Genomic DNA, 20,066 nt, shown 5'->3' with positions numbered 1-20,066 from the left:
ATGAAGAATGGTTGAAAACCACCAAAGCGAAATTCACACCGGAAGGCCCTGTATTTGAATACGAACCGGTTGATGTTTCTTTGATTAAGCCTCGCCCGCGTCGTTATGATGTGGATAAAGGAGGTGCGAAACAATGAGTGAACAAAAAACGGTGCACCTCATCATAACACGCCAAGACGGACCTGATGATAAACCTTATGAAGAAGAGTTTAAAATTCCTTATCGCAAAAACATGAATATCATTTCCGCATTGATGGAAATCCAACGAAATCCCGTAAACAGCGAAGGAAAAACCGTTGCTCCGGTCCAATGGGAGTCCAACTGTCTGGAAGAAGTGTGCGGAGCTTGTTCGATGGTGATTAACGGAAAGCCGCGCCAAGCTTGTACCGCACTCATTGACAAATTGGAGCAACCCATCCGGGTTCAACCGATGAAAACATTCCCAGTGATTCGGGACTTGATTGTGGACCGCAGCCGGATGTTTAATGCCTTGAAAAAAGTGAAAGCATGGATCCCGATTGACGGAACTCACGATCTCGGCCCGGGACCGCGGATGAGTGAAAATGAACAGCAATGGCGTTATGAATTGTCAAAATGCATGACCTGCGGGGTTTGTCTGGAAGCCTGCCCGAATGTCAACAGCCATTCGAATTTCATGGGACCCTTTGTGGTGGGACAAGTTCAATTATTTAACTCACATCCGACCGGGGCCATGAACAAAGAAGAACGTCTCGAAGCTCTCTTGGACAAAGGCGGCTTGCAAGAGTGCGGAAACTCGCAAAACTGTGTGCAAGCTTGTCCGAAAGGCATTCCGCTGACAACGGCGATTGCCAAATCCAACCGGGATGCGACAAAACATCTGTTTAAAAAGTGGTTGTCCGTTTAAACAAAAAAGAACCGCTGGAAAGATTCCAGCGGTTCTTTTTTTAAATTATTGCCGTGAAGAGGCAGAGGTGAATAATTCACCGATTGCTTTAAAGAGATCGCCCAACCATTCAAAAATGGTGTCGATGATTCCTTGCGTGGTTTCCGAATTTAAAATATCTTTGATATCTCCACGCAAGCTTTCAAATTGCTGGCTCAATTGATCCCAGTCGATGCCCAATTTGTCAAAGTTTTGGGCGTATTGAACCAGATTGTTGATGGTTTCCTGATTCAAGTTGATATCAAAGTCATTGGAAACGTTGATGATGATGTCCCGGAATTCTTCCGGAGTTTTCGGTTTTTCTTCAGAGACTTGCTTTTTCACTTCGTTGATGAATTGAACAGCTTTGTTGGGATCGCCGATCTCTTGGGAGAGTTCTTGCGTCCGGACAATTTCTTCGTTAGCCACTTGTTTTTTATTTTCATCAATTTTTTCTCCGGTTGCTGTTTCAAAAGCTTTGATAATCCCGGTCAAACCTGCGGTGCCGGATACTTCAAACGGAGCGGTGACATAAATGTCCGCATCTTTGATTCCGGCTGTGATGGCAGCATTGGCATACATGCTGGGTGTAATGGTGGTAATTTTGTTGGTTTTCACCGAGATTCCTTCACCGGAAGAAGTAAGTACAATTTTTGCGGAGGAGATGGCCCGGCGTCCGATGACATCCGCCCCCAAATATTTTCCAAGGTATTGATGTTCTTCTTGGTTGGTTACATCGATGATGGTGACATTATCCGCGTTTTCGCTGACACCCATTTCTTTCAAAATTTGATCCCGTTGGGTTCCGGTCAAATCTTTCCCCAAGGTGACCACGGTTTCTCCTTTAATGGCATCGGCGGAAGCCGGTTGCGGCCCAATCAAGGAGAAAGCCGTCATTGCCACAAGAGCAAGGATGCTCCACAATTTAATATTTTTCATCCGTAATGAAATCCCCCTTTTCATGAAAAGAAACATGTGACAATCCAAACGTTTCCTTCATTTTCCATTGAGGTAAAGTGGCTCAAGCTTATTGTAACTTGTTCCGTGGATTCTGTGAACAGTAAAAAGCAGGCAGGCAACCAAAATTTATCATTTATTTTACTGAAAAATCAGAAAATGGTGCGGGATGGGAGGAAGCGTTTGCCAAAAGGACGGGCATTTTTTCAGGCGGCAAACGCTTCCCCGTGGCAACCATCCGTTAAAAGACCGGATCTTTCAGTTCAGCCAGTTTTTCCAGAGAAGTTTTATCCACGTCTTCATGCAAACTGTTGCCATGGGCATCCATGGTGACGATGGCGGCAAAGCCTTTCACTTGGAGATGCCACATTGCTTCCGGAACGCCAAATTCCATGAAGTCGACGCCGTCCACACTGGTGATGCAGTCGGCATAATATTGGGCTGCTCCGCCGATGGCGTTGAGGTAAACCGCCCCGTGTTCTTTTAAGGCTTGCAAGGTTTTCTTGCCCATGCCGCCTTTTCCGATGATGGCACGAATGCCGAATTTCTTGATGATATCCCCTTGATACGGTTCTTCGCGGATGCTGGTGGTGGGGCCGGCGGCTTTGACATGCCAGTTGCCGTCCTGATCTTTGAGCATGACCGGACCGCAGTGGTAGATGACACCCCCGTTTAAATCGACCGGAGCGTCGTGATCCATCAAATGCTTGTGGATTGCGTCACGGCCGGTGTAAATCGGACCGTTGATGATGACGATGTCCCCCACTTTCAGCTGACGGACTTGTTCTTCGGTGATCGGGGTGTGAAGTTCCACGGTGCGGGTGTTCTCAGCAGAACCGGCATCGTTTTCTTCTTTTACTTGGAGATCCACTTTTTCATCGGATTGGTAAAGCCAGCGGGTGATTTTTCCGGTTTTCGGATCGATGGTGACACCCTGGCGGCGGAAAGCCCAGCAGTTATATGCGACCGATACATAAAAGCTGGCCGGAATCCGGTGCATGGCACCGATTTTACAGCCCAACAAAGTCACCTCGCCGCCGAAGCCCATGGTTCCGATGGACAACGTGTTGGCTTTTTCGAGAATATATTCTTCCAATTCGGCCAGTTTTGGATTCGGGTTGGTGTCATCCAAATGACGGAACAATTGTTTTTTGGCCAACTCATAGCCGGTGGTCCGGTCGCCGCCGATTCCGACGCCGATAAAGCCGGCACTGCATCCTTGCCCTTGGGCTTGGTAAACCGAATGCAAAATGCATTTGCGGATTCCGTCCAAATCGCGTCCGGCCCGTCCCAAACCTTCCAATTCACAAGGCAAACTATATTGAATATTCTTGTTTTCACAGCCGCCGCCTTTTAATATCAGGCGTACTTCCACCTCGTCTTTTTCCCATTGCTCATAGTGAATGACCGGAACGCCTTCTCCCAGGTTGTTTCCGCTGTTTTCCCCGGTGAGGGAATCCACGGAGTTCGGGCGCAAAATTCCTTTTTGCGTGGCTTCGACAATCGCTTCCCGGATGGCTTTGCTCATTTCAATCTGATTGGCGCCGACGGGAACTTTGATTTTAAAAGTCGGCATGCCGGTGTCCTGGCAAATCGGTGAAACGTTTTCTTCGGCCATTTGAATGTTGTCGCAAATGGTGGATAGAGCCAAAGCGGAACGGGTTCCCGCATTTTCCAGTTCTCTGGATTTTTTGATGGCTTTGCGCACATCTGCCGGCAGATTGGTGGATGTTTCGGTGATCAGTTGTAATATGGACTCTTTGAACGCTTGCATGTAAACCCCTTCTTCTTTCATGAATTGGTAACGCATGATCTGAATGATGAAAGCGCTGTGAGAACAAAGCGCAGAAATAAGGCATAAGAACAGAATCTTCTATTCAATATCTATTATAACGATATTTAAAACATTTCTCAGCATGATAAAAGAGAGGGTTTTTTCCATAAAAAATGCCGAAGGGAAGTCCCTTCGGCATTTGTAAACAGCAAATTCAGTTTGCCGGGTCCAATGCGTTTTGCGCGAATTTGACAAACCGTTCTTCTTTGTCAATCATTCCGCAGACACCGCATTGGACACGGTATTTTTCGCCGCGGTACCGAATTTGAAAAGGATCGTCTTCCGGCACGGTCTCAATGATTTCACCGGTCAGCCGATCCTTTTTGACGGAATGCACCACTTGTTCAATGATATTAAAACGACTCCGGTTTGTGCCGCAAGCCGGACATCGATATGGAAATGACATCGTTGGACACCTCCGGTGCCATTAATGTCCCCTGCTTTTTTAAAAATTATTCGTCACAGTCGATCCATTCGTCCGCCCATTTTTGAATGGCGTCAATGACAGGGGTGAGTGCTTTTCCTTTTTCGGTCAAAGCATACTCGATCCGCACCGGCGTTTCCGCATAAACTCTCCGCTCCACCAATCCTTTGGCCTCAAGTTCTTTCAATCGTTCAGCAAGCATCCGCTCGCTCATCAAAGGAATTTGCTCGCGAATATCCCGAAAGCGGCTTGTTTTTTCAATCAAAACACGAATGATAAGGCCTGTCCATTTTTTGGAAATGATTTCAACAGCCATTTCAAATTTCGGACAAATACAGCGGTCCATAGCTTTTCACCTCTCTTATTATCTTAGCAAATGATCCGGATGTTGGCACCTTTCTCAAGAAAATAGATTGGTCTTGCCGACCAATCTATGTGCCGCCCAAATGATAAACCGATTGAATTCTTTCCTTTTCTTTTTGGAAGGATTCGCGGATTTGCCCAAAGTTCCATCCCTTTTCTTTGAAATAAAGCAAATAATCCAGTAACAGAGGGGACCAGTTGAGGTCAAATACTTGTTGGACAAAAGCATGGGCAGCAATTTCCCGCAACCGGCTCAATCGTTTGCGAATGGCGAAAGGGCCTTTTTGCTTGATGGTGACACGGGGCAATTCATCATCGGTTCGCCCGATTTTGGTTTCTTCCAGGTGATGAAACCATTCATGGTATAAATGCAGCAAGAAAAGATCTTCTTCCGTTACCGGGATGTTGAGTTCTTCAAAGAACCGCTGGATTTGATGCATGGATTTGCGGTAAATGCGGATGGTTTTGGTTTTCTTGTTATATTCGGCACGAATGGAGGGTTTTTCCGGATGCCGCTCCAAAAAGCGCACGGTGATTCCTTGCCTGATGAGAAGATTGATCATGTCCTTGAGCGATTGTTTTTGTTCCGCCCATTTGCCGGATGCATGGATTCCTTTTTGAATGGCCTGTTCAATCAACAAAGGAACTTCGGATGGAGTCAGATGGGGAAAATACTCATCTTGTTCCAGTTCCAAAACAAACAGACATTTCGGAGGCAGTGTCGGACACCGCTCATCCAACTTCATCAAGGTTTTGTCCGGATTCGCCACGCGGCTCATATTGGTTTCTCCCTGATATTTTTATTTTTACAGTTACTTTTATGCGATACCGGGCTTGACTCATTCCAACCAATCAGAGATTTGTTTCGTCTGAAGAGATTAATTGAAGAATCCAGTCTTTGATATCGATCAAACGCAGCGTTTTCGGCCTGGAGTTTGTGCCGCAAATAATCATCGGCACTTCTGAATCCAGATAATGCAGGGAACCGTGAGATCCGCCTTTATGTGTCGGAGAGCCTTCCCCCGTCAATTCATATCCCGGTGAAGCGGTGACAATGATCACCCGGTCCCACGTATTCATGACACCGCATAAACGGAATAACACATCAGGAAAAATACCGTAGCGGATCCGGTTTGCATCATCCGTTTTCAGATCCAGGACGGACAGGTCTCCCTCCAGCTTCCAGGTTTGGCCGTATTCGTCCGCATACAGGCCTCCTTTTTGAAACCGGCAACGGGCTTCCGGGACATTGCCGCTGATGACGTGAATCCAATCTTTTTCTTGCCAGGCAATCAGGTCCAGTTTGGGTTCCTTTTTCAGTGCCTGAACCACTTCGTTCATCTTAAGGTCGGGGTCTGTTAAATAAATGTAAGCCATCCGTTCATTGACGCATAACACCAGTTGATCTTCTTTTCGCGGCGTTTTTTGCCGGATGGGCATGATTTTGTAGTCCCTGAGAAGTTTTCGCAAATCGATGTAAGCGGCTTGATGATTGGGAAGAATGGGAGTTTGTCCGCTGTCGCCCATGACTATCCAAGTGACCTGCCGGATGGCTTCTTCCCAGGAACCGAAGGCATCCAAAACCTTTTGCAGTTCTTTGTCCGCTTTTTCAATCCCCTTGATTTGCGACGGGCCTTCCCGATGAACCGCATCGTCATTGGTGGGGAAATAGGCAATGGTAAACGCCGGCAAATTGCCCTTTTTGATAAGCGAAGCCAGTTCCTTTTGCGAAAAGGAGTCATTAAACCCGAAACGTCTCCAAAGTGAATCATATTTGTCAGACTTCGAGATTTTGGACATGGCACCAAAAGAAAAAAGAAACGGTGCTTTGGTCTGAATGCGCTTGGGCAAAAGGGCGGTCCATCGTGCCAACAAAGGAGGAAACAACGTTCTTTGATAATTTCCCCGGTAAATCAATCCGTTGATGGATGCGGTGGGCAAGTCCGTTTCTTCATGAATGGTTTTCACCTTTGGGCTGATGTATTTTTGGTTCAGATTCAAGAGGCTGTCTTGCAACACGGTTTTCAAGCCGAAAATAAACGTTTCTTTGAAACCCGTGCCAAAGTTGACGATGCGGTTTTCTTTTTTGTGAAAATAAACCAAGCCGTAAATATGATGTTCATTGGGGGTTGCTCCCGTGAGCAAGGTTGTATCGATGCTCACGGACATGGTCGGAAAGCTGGTCACCACCTTGGGATGATATTGCCCGTTTTCCACCAAATATTTCATTGCCGGTGCTTTGCCAAAATCCAGCACTTCTTTCAATGGAATGTGCATCAATGAATCAATGATGATCAAAACCACCGGCTTTTGCACCGGGGAATAGTTCAAGGATTGCATTTCCTGCTGTTGCTTACGACGCTCTTTGAAACCCGAAAGCTCCGATCCGACAGCCAGGATGACAATGAAAAGTGCAATAAGGATTATTCCCGTGAGGATCATTCTGTGGTTTCCTTTCTCTTGGTTGTTTGCAAGTAGTTTGGCTCGGAGTCGGGGCAAATATGCCCGGGTTTGACGGTGGGGAAAAAAACATTGTACCTTAAAAGAGTGAGGATTTTAACATTTCAGGCGTAAATCAGAAAGGGGATCGTGCAAAAATGCATACGCTTTCAAAAGTGCCGGAAACGGAAATCAGGGAACGGATTGCCCGTTTTCAATCCATGCTTCAAGAGAAGGAAACAGATGGTGCTTTGATCACCCAGAACATCGATCTTTATTACTTGACCGGGACGATGCAAAACGGGGTCTTGTATGTGCCGCAAAAAGGAGAACCCTGTTTTTATGTAAAAAAAAGTGTGACCCGTGCGGAATTTGAAACGGTTCTTCCTGTGCAACCTTTGGGAAGATTACGCGAATTGGGCGGGAAAATCGAATCCGCCTTCGGGCCGGTCAAACGGTTGGGGCTGGAATGGGATGTGCTTCCTTACGGTCTCGCCCAAAGATACATCCGTTTGTTTTCCGGGGCCGAACCGGTGGACATCTCCTTTGATTTAAGACTCCAAAGAGCAGTCAAGTCCGAATATGAACTCCGGCAAATGCGCCAAGCGGCCTCCCATGTCAAAGAAATCGTGGAATCCCTTCCCCGTTTGATCCGGGAAGGCAAAACCGAATTGGAACTGTCGGCAGAAATTGAATACACTTTGCGGTTAAAAGGAAGCATCGGATTGTTCCGGATGCGGGGATATAACCAAGAACTTTGCCTGGGAATGGTGGCTTCCGGCGCGGCTGCGGCCACTCCCACTTATTTTGACGGGCCTGCCGGCGGATTGGGTACGCAACTGGCCAGTCCGCAAGGAGCGAGTGCCAAACCAATCAAAGCCAATGAACCGATTCTGGTGGACATTGCCACGACAGTGGAAGGTTATCTGATTGACCAAACACGGCTGGCAGTGATCGGGGATTTGGATGATGATTTAAAGCAGGCTTATAAGGTGGCCGTTTCCATCATCAGAGAAGCCGAAGAGATGGGAAAACCCGGCGTTTCCTGGAAGTCATTGTATCTCCGTTCGCTGGAAATGGCAAAGGAAGCCGGTTTGGCGGAGCATTTCATGGGATTCGGGCCCGATCAGGCCAAGTTCCTGGGGCATGGCGTCGGTTTGGAGATGGACGAGCTTCCCGTTTTGGCAAGGGGATTTGACCAGCCGCTGCAAGAAGGAATGGTGATCGCCATTGAACCGAAGTTTACCTTCCCGGGACGCGGGGTCGTCGGCATTGAAAACACATACTTGGTGACTAAAAACGGACTGGAATCGTTGACCACCGCTCCGGAAGACATCATCCGAATCCCGGAATAAAATTTTTTCTTTTCTATCCCGTTTTTCACCCTTCCTTCCGAAGTTTCCGGAACCGTTACAGGGGATGTTGAATATGATGATGGAGAAAAGTGACGCAGCGATTCGAAAATAACAGGATATGCGCCTAAATAGCGGATAAAAACTCACCATTAGCGGAGCCCCGACATAATATAACTTGACTGGTCCCTGACCCTTGTAAATCAAGTGCTCGAGCAAGGAAGGGTGGCATCATTTGAGTAACCGAAGAGGCAACTCCTTGTTGACCAACCGGGAGAGGGAAGTGTTTGAGCTTTTGGTGCAAGACAAGACAACCAAAGAAATCGCCCAACAACTGTTTATCAGCGAAAAAACCGTTCGTAACCATATCAGCAATGTGATGCAGAAATTAAATGTAAAAGGGCGTTCCCAAGCTGTCGTCGAGTTGGTCCGGTTGGGCGAATTGAAAATTTAATGGGATGATCCCTGCCTTTATGCATGTGGCAGGGGTTTTTATTATATAAATCATTATGGAAAAAGGGAAAACGAGCTTCTTCCACTGTTTCCCAACGTCAGACTTTTGCCGGAACGCATCTTTGGTAATTTCATGAAATCCCGAGAGACTGATACTTAATGTCTAAGTATAAAGAGTGAGTACCGACCTGGTACTGAATTCAATTATCATCTCTTCTTCAACCTTGCATACTCACATCGTGACAACCAGACGCGAAACGTTACCGCGATCCAAGCGGTCAAATCCTTCATTAATGTCTTCGAGACGCAAGCGGTCAGTCAGCAACCGATTGACCGGTAAGCGCCCTTTTTTATAAAGCTCGATAAAACGAGGAATGTCGCGTGCCGGAACGCAACTTCCAACGTAAGACCCCTTAATGGTTCGTTCTTCAGCTGCGAGCAAGACTTGCGGGAAAGAGAGATGGTGTTTCGGATGGGGGAGTCCCGCCGTGACGGTTGTGCCACCGCGACGCGTGATGTTGATTGCAGTCTGCATAGCGAGAACTGCACCAGCGGTTTCAAATGCAAATTCCACACCGCCGTCGGTTGCCGCACGTATTTGTTCGGCCACTTCCGGATCACGTGCGTCAAATGCTGCGGTAGCCCCCAGTTCCAGTGCCGTCTTGAGCTTTGCGGGATTTATATCCACAGCTATAATGGTTCTTGCTCCTGCTACAAGGGCTCCCAGTATGGCGCACAGGCCGACTCCACCCAAGCCAACAACAGCTACACTGCTACCCGCTGGGACGCGGGCAGAATTCACCACAGCTCCAACTCCGGTCATCACTGCACACCCGAAGAGTGCGACTTCATCAAATGGTATTTCGGGATCGACCTTAATCAAGGAGTTCCTCGATACGACCGCATACTCCGCAAACCCCGATATGCCCAGATGGTGATGAATGTCCGTTCCGTCTTTGTGTAACCTTCTCTCCCCGGACAGGAGAGTTCCCACACTGTTAGCATTGGCGCCCGGTTCACAGAGTGCTGGCCGACCTTCTTGGCAGGGAAGGCAGTGTCCGCAACTGGGTACAAAGGCGCAGACAACATGATCGCCGGGCCGGATGTCGTTTACACCAGGTCCGACTTCAACGACCTCCCCTGCCGCCTCGTGACCAAGGACCATCGGGATGGGACGGGGCCGGCTGCCGTTAATGACAGAAAGGTCGGAGTGGCACAAACCAGTGGCACGAATGCGAATAAGTACTTCGCCCATTTGGGGCGGGTCAAGGTCGAGAGTTTCTATTCGAAGTGGCCGGCTGTCCTTGTAAGGAGCCGGCAGGTTCATTTCATACAAAACGGCGGCGCGTATTTTCATCTGACAATGCCTCCTTTATACGAAAACATGGCGATTGGGATCTTATTCGTAATATCCTTCCGTGGACTTTCGGAACGACTTAAATTGCTCTGAATCATGACCAAACCAGATTTCCGACTGGGTTTCTTGCGCAATCCGGCGGATGCGCTCCACCGTTTTTACATATCCAAGTGAATCGTAGATAATCCCCGGTGGTTTTACGGGAGGCCCAAAGTTTTCAGAGCTGTAAATCGCATCGGAAGCCAAGATGATGTTGCCCTTTTCCGGGAGTTTAACGTGCAGTCCAAGCATCCCCCATGCGTGTCCGCTGCCAAAGTTGAGGATTCGTACTCCTTCAGCCAGCGGGACGTTATCTTCGTCGCGCTTAATGGTGCGCCACTGCAAGTTGTTCTTGATCCAAGCGTCAATGTCGGCCCAAACGTACGCTCCTTCAGAGCGGTTACGAGCGTAAACTTGCAGGGTCCCGTTGAATTCGTCTTCATGGACGATCACAGTTGCATTGGTAAACATTTCGAGGCAGCCAGCGTGATCGAGATGGAGATGAGAAGCAATTACGAATTTAATGTCTTCCGGACGCACTTTTAGCTGTTCCAAGCGATTGTGCAGATAACACTCCTCGCTAGCGATCCAGGGGAACATCGACTGGGTGGATTCTGACCAGCGACCTTGAGGCCCCATGGAATCAGGGTTACATGAGGTGTCAAAAAGAATTTTTCCTTCCGGGTGATCAATCAAGACAGAATAAATTGGGAATTCGATCATTTCCGCAGGTGCGTTGGGATTGTCAACAGTAGCAGGATTGTGCATGGCGATCATCCAGTTTTTGTCCATTCTCATCCGTCCGTTGTCCAAGACGTACAGCTTCGGGCGTGCTTTCACAATGTTGGCCATGCTCATACCTCCTTTATCACAAATATGATTTTCGTATATATTTCAAAAGCAAGAATTGGGCCAACATAAAAAACACACAACATATATCATGAAATGGTACAAAGCGAACAGTGATTGGTGAATTTTTTCACTGATTATAGATTGATTTTTTTGATTATTTAGATTATCGTTGTTATAATAAAGTGGTGACGAAATTCACCGTTCAATGATAAATTTCACCATTGAAGAAATTGATTATTTTTTCGCATGGGGTGGTTATTATACCGAAAGCAAAGTGCTTTGACCCGGAACAGTTGGAACAAATTGCAGAAATTATCGAGTGGATTCCGGATGGCGTATATGTTACCAATGGTTCCGGAGTTACACTCCTTGTGAATTCCGCATATGAGAAGCTGTCGGACACCCGGCGGGAAGAGCTTATTGGCCGTCACATGAATGATTTGATTAAAGAAGGCTACATCAATCATTCGGTTTCCCTTCTCGTGATCGAACATAAGCGTTCTATGTCGCTGATGCAAAACTTGAGGAATGGTAAGGAGGTAATTGTTACCGGGAATCCCGTTTTCGATGAAGCTGGAGAAATCCAACTGGTTGTCACGAGTGTTCGTGATATTACGCGTTTGAACCGGCTGACGGAAGAGTTGGAGAAAGTGGTCGGACTTTCCGAACTGAACCGACATCAGTATCACCTGATGACGGATGGAGACAACACTTTTGTTTCCGAAAGCAAATGTATGAAAGAGATTATCGGAAAAGTGAAACAGGTGGCTCCGTATCCAACTAACGTACTGTTGCTTGGCCCATCCGGCGTTGGCAAAGAAGTGATCGCGAACCTCATCCATCATTTGAGTGATCGCAGGAATAAACCATTTATCAAAGTGAATTGTGCTGCGATACCGGAGGCACTGCTTAAGTCGGAGCTGTTTGGATATGAACCCGGTGCTTTTACAGGAGCTCGCAAAGGGGGAAAAAAAGGATTATTTGAATTGGCGGATGGTGGAACGATCTTGCTTGATGAAATTGGTGAAATGCCGCTTGCTTTGCAGACGAAGCTGTTACGGGTGCTGCAAGATCCCTTGGTTTATCGGATCGGTGGTATAAAAGCCCGACCTGTGAACGTCCGTGTGATTTCCTCAACCAACCGGGATTTGCGTAGTCTGGTAAAAGAACGACGCTTTCGTCAGGATTTGTTTTATCGTCTGCAGGTTGTTGAGATTCATATCCCCCCTTTGTCGGAGAGGCCTGAAGATGTTCCTGCTCTTATTGATTTTTATTTTATGCATTACTCAAAAAAATTCCGCGTTCAAAAACGTCTCAGTCTCGACGCCAAGGAACAGTTGTGCCGTTATCATTGGCCGGGGAATGTAAGGGAAATTAAAAATCTGATGGAGAATCTGATTGTCTCCGTTCCATCCCTTGTCATCGAGCTTCATCACCTTCCTGCTCATATTCAAAATGCACAAGTGAATCATCCACTCACATTAAAGAAGAGAGTGGAGAGGTATGAACAGCAGTTGGTTTTAGCGACGATAAAGTCGCAACCGTCCCTTCGTCAAGCCGCAAAGGTTCTCGGGATTGACCATTCAACATTAATCAAAAAACTACAAAGATGGAACCGAAATGGTTCGGTCCAAAATATAAACTGATAAAATACGGTTGAAGAACGGAAACGGGGAACTATTGTCAGGAGAATCAGGAGGAAATCTGATTTGAATCACACACTCATAGTGGAAACAGGTTAACAAATTACAACCATGTGTTGTTTCTTACAGAGTATGTCGTCGAGTTGGTCCGGTTGGGCGAATTAAAAATTTAATGGAATGATCCCTGCCTGCATGCACGTGGCAGGGGTTTGTTTTTGTTTGAATAATTTCAGAAGGAAAGGCGGTCTTTTAAGGCCCTGCGGACGGTTTGGTCAGCTTTCCGTGTTGTTTCCGGCAGGCGGTAATGCGGAGAAAGCTTTAAAATCCAGTCGCAGGCTGTCGATAAGTAGATTCGGTGACCAATGGAAACATAGATCGGTTTTACATTGTCCTGAGTCCGCAATACGTTGCCAATCACCTCACCGTGATCGGTCAGGGGAGCATGGCTGCCCCGTCGGGTTCCCGGCTGTCCGGCTTCACCCGTCAATCTTGTTTTGGCACAGCCGATGGTGGGGACATCAAATAAAACGCCTAAGTGGCTTGCGATCCCAAATCGTCTCGGATGGGCAATCCCTTGCCCGTCACAAACAATTAAATCCGGTGCGATGGTTAATTTTTTTAATGCTTTGGCAAGGGGAGGGATTTCCCTGAATGAAAATAAACCCGGAATATAAGGGAAGCGGGCAATGTCTTCGGCAATCGCTGTTTCCACGACATCCAGGGATCCGGCATCCATCACCACGGCAGCGGCAACCAGCTTCCCGGATTTTTCATCATATGCGACATCCACACCGGCAACATACCGGACGGCATCCAGTTGGTCTTTATTTATCACCTTGGAGGCCAAATGCTTTTGAATTCGTAATGCTTCGGATTCGTCTAAATCCCAGGAATGGATCATGCGGGGTTCCAATCTTTTCACCCTTTGTGTTTGTGGTATAGACCATAAATTTTAATAGTTTTGTGACAAAAAGTACAGACCGGCGATCCATATGAAGAAACGAAAGAACCTGCCATGTGCGTGTAATCCGGTACATATGTGATATATATCGTGGTTGAATGGTCGAGGAGAAAATAAGCAAGTGAACAGTTGGCAAAATGGCCACGGAAGTACCAGTTTGGCCGGTTCCATTTATACCTTGACCGTCAGCTGGTATGTGGTGAAGGAAACCGGTGCCGGGCAGATCTTGGGGGGGCGGAAATGGGGTTTATGACCACGTTTTCGATCGGTTTGACACCGGTATCCCACGGCGTGTTTACCATTTTTTTGAATGAGGGATTGCCTGTTTCCTTGATGCTGATTATTTGCGGAAGTTGCATTGCGCTCTTTCAAGGGCTGATTATCGCTGTCATAAAAGGGATTCGTGCAGTGGATTAATGGGTCTTTAACGTGTTATGCCCGCAAGAACGGGGGCCGGCGCGAACCCATTCCCTGTAATGAGAAAACGATATCGAATGAGGAAGATACAATGCCGATTTCAGAAATGATCAAAAACTTTACTGGATCAGTTTGCTTGGCGGTTCCCTGTTCGCAAGAAAGAGAGTTTGGCAAAGGATGAAGCCGGTTTGGAAGCTGAAGGAAGCGTTGAGAAAGCAGAAGTTCAATCTTGAGCAGATAAAGAAAGACCCTTGCTGCACAGGAAGTGGCAGGGTTCTTTCTTGCAGGATGCGTGGAATTTTTAATTCTCATGAATGAAAGAATGGAAATAAAACAAACGCGTTGAAGAAAGAAATGAAATATAGTAACATGAATCCACTCGGGCAGAAAATTATGAATTGAAGCCGGAAGGGGATGATGTCGGATGAGTTCCAAGAAGACTGTGTCGCAGAGCGAAGATTTTTCAGTATGGTACATAGAGACGATCAAAAAAGCGGATTTAATGGATTATTCGCCGGTCCGGGGGTGCATTGTTTTTAAACCGGCCGGATATGCGCTTTGGGAAGCGATTCAAAAAGAACTGGATGCCCGGCTGAAAGAAACGGGCCATGAAAATGCCTACTTCCCCTTGTTTATCCCGCAAAGTTTTTTCGAGAAAGAAAAGGAGCATGTGGAAGGGTTTAATCCGGAATTGCCTTGGGTGACGGAAGCCGGGGGTGATCCGCTGGAGGAAAAGTTGGCGATCCGCCCGACCTCGGAAACCATGATCGGACACATGTTTTCCAAATGGGTGAAATCGTACCGGGACTTGCCTTTGCTCATGAATCAGTGGTGCAACGTGGTCCGTTGGGAAAAACGTACGTTGCCGTTTTTGAGGACGAGCGAGTTTTTGTGGCAGGAAGGGCATACCGCTCATGCCACCGAACAGGAAGCCAAAGAAGAAACGTTTAAAATTTTGGATTTGTACGCGGAGTTTATTGAAAGCGGTTTGGCGATTCCCGTTGTCCGCGGAGAGAAAACACCTTCGGAAAAGTTTGCCGGGGCGGTTCACACCTATTCCGTGGAAGCTATGATGAAAGACGGAAAGGCGCTCCAGGCCGGAACTTCCCATTATATGGGGCAACGCTTTGCGAAAAGTTTCGATATCCAATTTACGGATGCAAACAACCAATTGGCGTATGCATACACCACTTCCTGGGGAGTGAGCACCCGCTTGATCGGGGCATTGATCATGGTTCACGGCGACGATCAAGGATTGGTGCTGCCGCCGCGCATTGCCCCGACACAGGTCATCATCATCCCGATCGGTGCGAAAGGCGAACGGGAGCGTGTGCTGTCTTATGCCGCACAAATCCTGGATCGATTCAAAGCGAAGGGAATCCGGGTGAAACTGGACGACCGGGATAACTACAGTCCCGGATGGAAATTTAACGAATATGAAGCGAAAGGCATCCCGCTTCGCATGGAAATCGGGCCCCGGGATGTCAATCAGGATCAGGTCGTGCTCGCACGAAGGGACACGTTGGAAAAAATCACGGTTCCGACCGCGGAAGTTTTGGAGACGGTCGATCGTCTGTTCAATGAGATTCAGGAAAACTTGTATCAACAAGCGAAAGCCAATTTTGACCGGAACACCCACATGGCAGAAACCCTTGAAGCATTGACGGATATTATCCAAACCAAGCGCGGTTTTGTCTTGTCCGGCTGGTGCGGCGATGACCGTTGTGAAGCCAAAGTGAAGGAAGAAAGCGGTGCCGTCAGCCGCAACATTCCTTTTGATCCCCCGGAAACCATGAAAACATGTGTCGCATGCGGAGAGAAAGCCAAATACACCGTCTGGTTTGCCAAGTCTTATTAATTGCCGGCACCCTGCTGCAAATAAAGTGGCAGGGGATTTCTTATGAAATGGGAAGGAACGGGGGGAGATGTGCCATGAACGAAAAAAGACCGAGGCTCGTCATTGCCGGAACGGGGAGCGGAGTGGGCAAAACGACGGTGACCCTTGGTTTGATGGCGGCGTTTCAAAAGCGGGGGCTCAAGGTGCAGGGATTTAAGGCCGGGCCGGATTATATTGATCCGGGTTACCATACGGCGATCACCGGGCGCCCTTCCCGCAATCTGGATACCTGGATGGTGCCGCCGGAGAACATGGTGGAGATTTTTCTCAATGGCAGCCGGGATGCTGATCTTTCCATCGTAGAAGGGGTCATGGGACTGTATGACGGCAAAGATCCTTTGAGCGACAAGGGGAGCACGGCGGAGATTGCCATTTTGTTGCAAAGCCCGGTGATCTTGGTGGTGGATGTCTACAGTTTGGCGCGCAGTGCGGCGGCGGTGGTGAAGGGTTATCAGGGGTTGAATCCGTCTGTGCCCGTGGCCGGAGTGATTGCCAACCGGGCCGGAGGGGAAGGACATTTTCAGCTTGTCAAATCTGCAATTGAAAAAGAGTGCGGCATTCCGGTTTTCGGTTGGCTTCCCCCGGATCCGTCCGTTGACATCCCGGAACGCCATTTGGGTTTAATCCCCGCCCTTGAACGGGGGGAAATGGTTCCCCTGTTTGACCGGTTGGCAGAGCTCATGGAAAAAGGAGTGGATTTGGACGGTTTAAAGAAGGTTGCCGGGAATGCCCCTTTGCTTGCCGGGCCCGGGCGTCGGCTTTTTTCGCAAAAATGGATGGAACCACATTCCGTCATCATCGCAGTGGCAAAAGATGCGGCTTTTCATTTTTATTACCCGGAAAATCTGGAGTTGCTGAAGCAGTACGGAGCCCGGCTGCAGTTTTTCAGCCCGCTCAAAGGCGAACCGGTGCCGGAAGAAGCCGATGGATTGATCGTGGGTGGCGGGTTCCCGGAAGAGTTTGTGCGGGAATTATCCGCAAATGAGGAAGTGAAACGTTCTTTCCGGGAAAACATCACTAGAGGCATGCCGACATATGCCGAGTGTGGCGGATACATGTACTTGACCGAGGCGATCGTGGATCGGGAAGGGAAGAAACATCCGATGACGGGCGTGATCCCGGCCGTGGTCCGGATGAATGACCGATTGACGGCGCTGGGGTACCGGGAAGTGGAAGCCGTGACAGACAACCTGTTGCTCAAGCAAGGGGAGAAAGCGCGTGGACATGAATTTCACTATTCCACGCTGGCGATGCAGAAAGAGCAGGATGCTTGGGCTTATAAAATCCGCGGGCATGCCGGCAACAAGCGGGAAGGATATGCACGGGGAAATCTTTTGGCCGGGTATACCCATCTCCATTTTGCTTCCAACCCTTCTGTGGCCAAACGTTTCATTGTGGCTTGCCGAAACTACCGGGACAGCAAGAAGGGGTAAGCGCATCATGGTGTGTTGCTTGCCCCGTCTTCTTTTCCAGGGTGAACCCTGAAGAACCATCACTGATTGACATCATAAGTAATTTTTGGTATCATTATTTCCGAGTAAACAGATGTGAAATATATAATTATCCGACCAGATCACTGGAGGTTCCTGTATCCCGGCTTTTACGGCCGGATTGGGACCTCCTTTTTTGTTTGGAAATCCCGTTGAAAGGAGCAGGTGCCATGTCTGGATTCATTTCCGGAGATTCCCGTCCGCTCAAGTTTGAAAACCGGGAAGATCATGTCGGTCCGCGCCATTTACGCCGTTTGCCGGAAGGAACAAAGGAGCGCCCTTATACCCTGTTCAAAGTGAAGCCGCTCACGCCGGTAATCGGTGCTGAAATTGCCGGGGTCAACTTGAGCGGGCCTGTCACACCGGAGCTGCAAGCCGAATTGAACCGGGCGCTGCTTGAGTGGAAGGTGCTTTTCTTCCGAAATCAAAACGTCACCAGTGAACAACTGAAAGTTTTTGCACGGTTATGGGGAGAACTGGAGGTTCACCCTTTTTTGCCGCAAGGCGAGTCCAAGGAATTTGTCCGGTTTGCCAGGGATCAAAAGCAAGCCGGATACGAAAATATCTGGCATACCGATGTGACTTTCCGGCCCCGTCCGGCAAAAGCTTGCCTGTTGAAAATGATCAAGGTTCCGCCGGTTGGGGGCGATACACTGTGGGCAGACATGGGAGCCGCCTATGACAATTTACCCGACAAGATCAAGGAGAGCATCGACGGGCTGACCGCCATTCACGACTTTACCCCGGCTTTCAGCGATTTCATGACAAAAGAAGAATTGGCGGAAAAACAAGCCGAATTCCCTCCTGTGGAACACCCGGTGGTCCGGACCCATCCGGAAACCGAGCGCAAAACTTTGTTTGTGAATCCGTCCTTTACAACCCGGATCGTCGGGATGAAACCAGAAGAGAGCGAGGCATTGCTGCAATATTTGTTTCGGCAGGCGCAGATTCCCGAGTACCAAGTCCGTTTTCGCTGGGAAGAAAACACGATCGCTTTCTGGGATAACCGGGCCACTCAACATTACGCGGTTTCCGACTATTATCCCAATCCCCGCCAAGCCGAACGGGTGGCCATCGTTGGCGACCAGCCGTATTAAAAGAGGGAACTTTCCCTCTTTTTTATTTGTCCATGTAACGATTGGAGATAATCTGTTGGTCGTGAACTGTAACGTGAAATCGGTGGATTGTTGCCGGATATGGAAAATAACAGGCACTAAAACAAAACATCCCCGCTTAAGTCACTGGACTCAGTGAAGTTTCGAGCGGGGTTGTTTTATGTTTATGGAAATTATCAGGGGTTCTCTTTATTCAATTCTTTCACTGTTTCACCTTCGATTAATCTGGGTTGATAATAGGTTTGGTAAGGTAAATCCTTTTTACCCTGTAATTTCTTAATAATCCAATTGGCAGCATCATAACCCATTTGTTCTTGCGGGTGTGTCAATGTCGTCAGCTTAATAAAAGAGGTTTTGGCGAGAAAAGAATTGTCCTGACCAATAATTGACAATTTGTCCGGAACCGGGATGTCAAGTTGTCTGCATACATTTACCAATTCAAATGCGACCTCGTCATTGTAGCAGACAATGGCCGTCAATTCATTCAGATGTTTGTTCAGGAAATCTTTTAAGTTCATGCCCAAAGCCGGCTTTGTCTCTGTATTGAATGATAAGACCAACTCCGGCTGAAAAGGGAGTCGGGCTTCCTCGAGCGCTTTGATATACCCCTTCATTCTGTGCTTACCCTGTAAATCATCCATTTTTGCAATGAGTCCGATTTGCGTGTGTCCTTTGGAAATCAATTCGTTGGTTGCAAGATAACTGGACTGTACATCATCCAGACAAAGAAAAGGGACATCCAATTCATTGTAATAAGCATTGATCATAATAAACGGAACGTTTTGTTTCTTTAATGACAAGTAGTATGAAATATTGGGATTGTACAAGTTGCTTTTGGTGGGTTCGACGATCAATCCGTCGATGCCCGAAGACAACATCATTTCCAAGGCTTTTTTTTCTTGTTCGATCTCATTATTGGTGCTGGCCAGCAGCAATGAATAGTTATCCTCATTCAGTCTTCTTTCGATGCCCCGAATGATGGAAGGAAAAATGTAATCCGAAATATAGGTTGTGATCACCCCGATGGTTTTTTGATTTGAGTGGGCCCCCGACTTTATTTGGAACTGATTGCTGACATAGGTTCCGGACCCCTTGCTGCTTCTTAAAAAGCCTTCCTTTGACAGTTCCAAAATGGCTTTTCGCACAGTGTGCCGGCTGACTTTGTATATTTCCTGCAAGGCTGACTCCGTGGGGATTTGTTCTCCAACACTGTATTCCCCGGAAAGAATTTTACTTTTGATGTCATCGATGATTGCTTGATACTTTGGTTTCATATTACCACTGCTCCTGAAAGTTGTTTGTGCTTTGCTTCCGTTTTAAAAATTTGTATGGACATATCTTAACATGATGTGAAATGAATCGAAAGCAGTTAAACAATTGGTGCGAACAAATTTCCAATAATCGTAATCGGCGTCATTCATTTCGTTTGTTAATACATAAATATAAATGAGAATATCATTTATTTTGTAGAAGATGTATGCACATATTTTGTTTAAGATTGACATATGTACGTATAAAAAATATACTTACCTTAAAAGCGCTCCCCGGTGATTGTTTTTAACCATTGAT

At 47.6% G+C, this 20,066-nt stretch carries 19 protein-coding genes; 9 read left to right on the top strand and 10 right to left on the bottom strand.

Going from position 1 to position 20,066, the window contains the following annotated elements; all coding sequences use genetic code 11:
- Positions 1–133 precede the first annotated feature (133 nt).
- On the top strand, positions 134–886 hold the full coding sequence (sdhB, locus tag H1R82_RS11135; RefSeq protein ID WP_181731937.1) for a succinate dehydrogenase iron-sulfur subunit: 753 nt from the start codon (positions 134–136) through the stop codon (positions 884–886).
- Positions 887–931: 45 nt separating this feature from the next.
- On the opposite strand, the gene H1R82_RS11130 is transcribed toward sdhB, so the two are convergent.
- The 6 genes from H1R82_RS11130 to H1R82_RS11105 all read right to left on the bottom strand — a co-directional run bounded on the left by H1R82_RS11130 (position 932) and on the right by H1R82_RS11105 (position 6,924).
- Positions 932–1,843, bottom strand: a complete 912-nt coding sequence (locus H1R82_RS11130) for a DUF1002 domain-containing protein (RefSeq protein ID WP_181731936.1) — start codon at positions 1,841–1,843, stop codon at positions 932–934.
- 259 nt (positions 1,844–2,102) lie between these two features.
- Entirely contained in the window at positions 2,103–3,635 is a 1,533-nt protein-coding gene (locus H1R82_RS11125; protein WP_181731935.1) for a fumarate hydratase, read from the bottom strand.
- 214 nt (positions 3,636–3,849) lie between these two features.
- Positions 3,850–4,101 carry a DNA alkylation repair protein gene (locus tag H1R82_RS11120; protein WP_181731934.1) on the bottom strand — a complete coding sequence of 84 codons (252 nt, stop codon included), beginning with the start codon at positions 4,099–4,101 and terminating at the stop codon, positions 3,850–3,852.
- Positions 4,102–4,147: 46 nt separating this feature from the next.
- Positions 4,148–4,465: a winged helix-turn-helix transcriptional regulator gene (locus tag H1R82_RS11115; RefSeq protein ID WP_037993325.1), complete on the bottom strand. Its 318-nt coding sequence runs from the start codon at positions 4,463–4,465 to the stop codon at positions 4,148–4,150.
- Positions 4,466–4,550: 85 nt separating this feature from the next.
- Entirely contained in the window at positions 4,551–5,261 is a 711-nt protein-coding gene (locus H1R82_RS11110) for a hypothetical protein (RefSeq protein WP_181731933.1), read from the bottom strand.
- Positions 5,262–5,334: 73 nt separating this feature from the next.
- Positions 5,335–6,924, bottom strand: a complete 1,590-nt coding sequence (locus tag H1R82_RS11105) for an alkaline phosphatase family protein (RefSeq protein ID WP_181731932.1) — start codon at positions 6,922–6,924, stop codon at positions 5,335–5,337.
- A gap of 155 nt (positions 6,925–7,079) precedes the next feature.
- Between H1R82_RS11105 and H1R82_RS11100 the strand changes: the two genes are divergently transcribed.
- Together H1R82_RS11100 and H1R82_RS11095 are read left to right on the top strand one after the other, a co-directional pair.
- Positions 7,080–8,276 (top strand): M24 family metallopeptidase, encoded by a 1,197-nt coding sequence (locus tag H1R82_RS11100; RefSeq protein WP_181731931.1) that lies wholly within the window; start codon positions 7,080–7,082, stop codon positions 8,274–8,276.
- A 232-nt stretch (positions 8,277–8,508) separates the two neighbouring features.
- The gene (locus H1R82_RS11095) at positions 8,509–8,727 is read left to right on the top strand and encodes a helix-turn-helix domain-containing protein (RefSeq protein ID WP_037993760.1); all 219 of its coding nucleotides are present in this window, start codon (positions 8,509–8,511) and stop codon (positions 8,725–8,727) included.
- 231 nt (positions 8,728–8,958) lie between these two features.
- Here the strand turns inward: H1R82_RS11095 and H1R82_RS11090 are convergent, their stop codons facing one another.
- Together H1R82_RS11090 and ahlS are read right to left on the bottom strand one after the other, a co-directional pair.
- Positions 8,959–10,083 carry a zinc-dependent alcohol dehydrogenase family protein gene (locus H1R82_RS11090; RefSeq protein ID WP_181731930.1) on the bottom strand — a complete coding sequence of 375 codons (1,125 nt, stop codon included), beginning with the start codon at positions 10,081–10,083 and terminating at the stop codon, positions 8,959–8,961.
- A 42-nt stretch (positions 10,084–10,125) separates the two neighbouring features.
- Positions 10,126–10,974 carry an AhlS family quorum-quenching N-acyl homoserine lactonase gene (gene ahlS, locus H1R82_RS11085; RefSeq protein WP_037993759.1) on the bottom strand — a complete coding sequence of 283 codons (849 nt, stop codon included), beginning with the start codon at positions 10,972–10,974 and terminating at the stop codon, positions 10,126–10,128.
- Between the two features lie 221 nt (positions 10,975–11,195).
- Here ahlS and H1R82_RS11080 point away from each other — a divergent pair, with 221 nt between their 5' ends.
- Positions 11,196–12,620, top strand: a complete 1,425-nt coding sequence (locus H1R82_RS11080; protein ID WP_220215015.1) for a sigma-54 interaction domain-containing protein — start codon at positions 11,196–11,198, stop codon at positions 12,618–12,620.
- Between the two features lie 226 nt (positions 12,621–12,846).
- Here the strand turns inward: H1R82_RS11080 and nfi are convergent, their stop codons facing one another.
- On the bottom strand, positions 12,847–13,530 hold the full coding sequence (gene nfi, locus H1R82_RS11075) for a deoxyribonuclease V (protein WP_232333881.1): 684 nt from the start codon (positions 13,528–13,530) through the stop codon (positions 12,847–12,849).
- A 169-nt stretch (positions 13,531–13,699) separates the two neighbouring features.
- On the opposite strand from nfi, the gene H1R82_RS14715 reads away from it, so the two are divergent.
- The 5 genes from H1R82_RS14715 to H1R82_RS11055 all read left to right on the top strand — a co-directional run bounded on the left by H1R82_RS14715 (position 13,700) and on the right by H1R82_RS11055 (position 18,479).
- Complete coding sequence (locus H1R82_RS14715; protein WP_258873903.1) at positions 13,700–13,831, top strand: hypothetical protein; 132 nt, start codon at positions 13,700–13,702, stop codon at positions 13,829–13,831.
- Positions 13,819–13,995 (top strand): hypothetical protein, encoded by a 177-nt coding sequence (locus tag H1R82_RS11070; RefSeq protein ID WP_156473312.1) that lies wholly within the window; start codon positions 13,819–13,821, stop codon positions 13,993–13,995. Before H1R82_RS14715 ends, H1R82_RS11070 begins: the two co-directional genes overlap by 13 nt.
- A 424-nt stretch (positions 13,996–14,419) precedes the next feature.
- Positions 14,420–15,853, top strand: a complete 1,434-nt coding sequence (gene proS, locus H1R82_RS11065; protein WP_037993756.1) for a proline--tRNA ligase — start codon at positions 14,420–14,422, stop codon at positions 15,851–15,853.
- A 74-nt stretch (positions 15,854–15,927) separates the two neighbouring features.
- On the top strand, positions 15,928–17,325 hold the full coding sequence (locus tag H1R82_RS11060) for a cobyrinic acid a,c-diamide synthase CobB (RefSeq protein ID WP_181731929.1): 1,398 nt from the start codon (positions 15,928–15,930) through the stop codon (positions 17,323–17,325).
- A 227-nt stretch (positions 17,326–17,552) separates the two neighbouring features.
- The gene (locus tag H1R82_RS11055; RefSeq protein WP_181731928.1) at positions 17,553–18,479 is read left to right on the top strand and encodes a TauD/TfdA dioxygenase family protein; all 927 of its coding nucleotides are present in this window, start codon (positions 17,553–17,555) and stop codon (positions 18,477–18,479) included.
- A gap of 194 nt (positions 18,480–18,673) precedes the next feature.
- Here H1R82_RS11055 and H1R82_RS11050 read toward each other — a convergent pair whose 3' ends face one another.
- Positions 18,674–19,771: a GntR family transcriptional regulator gene (locus tag H1R82_RS11050; protein ID WP_181731927.1), complete on the bottom strand. Its 1,098-nt coding sequence runs from the start codon at positions 19,769–19,771 to the stop codon at positions 18,674–18,676.
- Positions 19,772–20,066: the final 295 nt, after the last annotated feature.

The sequence above is a fragment of the Thermoactinomyces intermedius genome, from assembly GCF_013912365.1.
GTDB lineage: Bacteria > Bacillota > Bacilli > Thermoactinomycetales > Thermoactinomycetaceae > Thermoactinomyces > Thermoactinomyces intermedius.
Note: the sequence above shows the minus strand (reverse complement) of the source record. Positions and strands in the feature narration are given on the sequence as shown.

Bases quoted from the DNA above. Each gene is read 5' to 3' on its own strand.
- H1R82_RS11130 (WP_181731936.1), bottom strand. From the start codon at position 1,843: ATGAAAAATATTAAATTGTGGAGCATCCTTGCTCTTGTGGCAATGACG.
- H1R82_RS11120 (WP_181731934.1), bottom strand. From the start codon at position 4,101: ATGTCATTTCCATATCGATGTCCGGCTTGCGGCACAAACCGGAGTCGT.
- H1R82_RS11055 (WP_181731928.1), top strand. From the start codon at position 17,553: ATGTCTGGATTCATTTCCGGAGATTCCCGTCCGCTCAAGTTTGAAAAC.
- H1R82_RS11050 (WP_181731927.1), bottom strand. From the start codon at position 19,771: ATGAAACCAAAGTATCAAGCAATCATCGATGACATCAAAAGTAAAATT.
- H1R82_RS11090 (WP_181731930.1), bottom strand. From the start codon at position 10,083: ATGAAAATACGCGCCGCCGTTTTGTATGAAATGAACCTGCCGGCTCCT.
- ahlS (WP_037993759.1), bottom strand. From the start codon at position 10,974: ATGGCCAACATTGTGAAAGCACGCCCGAAGCTGTACGTCTTGGACAAC.
- H1R82_RS11110 (WP_181731933.1), bottom strand. From the start codon at position 5,261: ATGAGCCGCGTGGCGAATCCGGACAAAACCTTGATGAAGTTGGATGAG.
- H1R82_RS11100 (WP_181731931.1), top strand. From the start codon at position 7,080: ATGCATACGCTTTCAAAAGTGCCGGAAACGGAAATCAGGGAACGGATT.
- proS (WP_037993756.1), top strand. From the start codon at position 14,420: ATGAGTTCCAAGAAGACTGTGTCGCAGAGCGAAGATTTTTCAGTATGG.
- H1R82_RS11125 (WP_181731935.1), bottom strand. From the start codon at position 3,635: ATGCAAGCGTTCAAAGAGTCCATATTACAACTGATCACCGAAACATCC.
- H1R82_RS11070 (WP_156473312.1), top strand. From the start codon at position 13,819: ATGGGGTTTATGACCACGTTTTCGATCGGTTTGACACCGGTATCCCAC.
- sdhB (WP_181731937.1), top strand. From the start codon at position 134: ATGAGTGAACAAAAAACGGTGCACCTCATCATAACACGCCAAGACGGA.
- H1R82_RS11105 (WP_181731932.1), bottom strand. From the start codon at position 6,924: ATGATCCTCACGGGAATAATCCTTATTGCACTTTTCATTGTCATCCTG.
- H1R82_RS11115 (WP_037993325.1), bottom strand. From the start codon at position 4,465: ATGGACCGCTGTATTTGTCCGAAATTTGAAATGGCTGTTGAAATCATT.
- H1R82_RS11060 (WP_181731929.1), top strand. From the start codon at position 15,928: ATGAACGAAAAAAGACCGAGGCTCGTCATTGCCGGAACGGGGAGCGGA.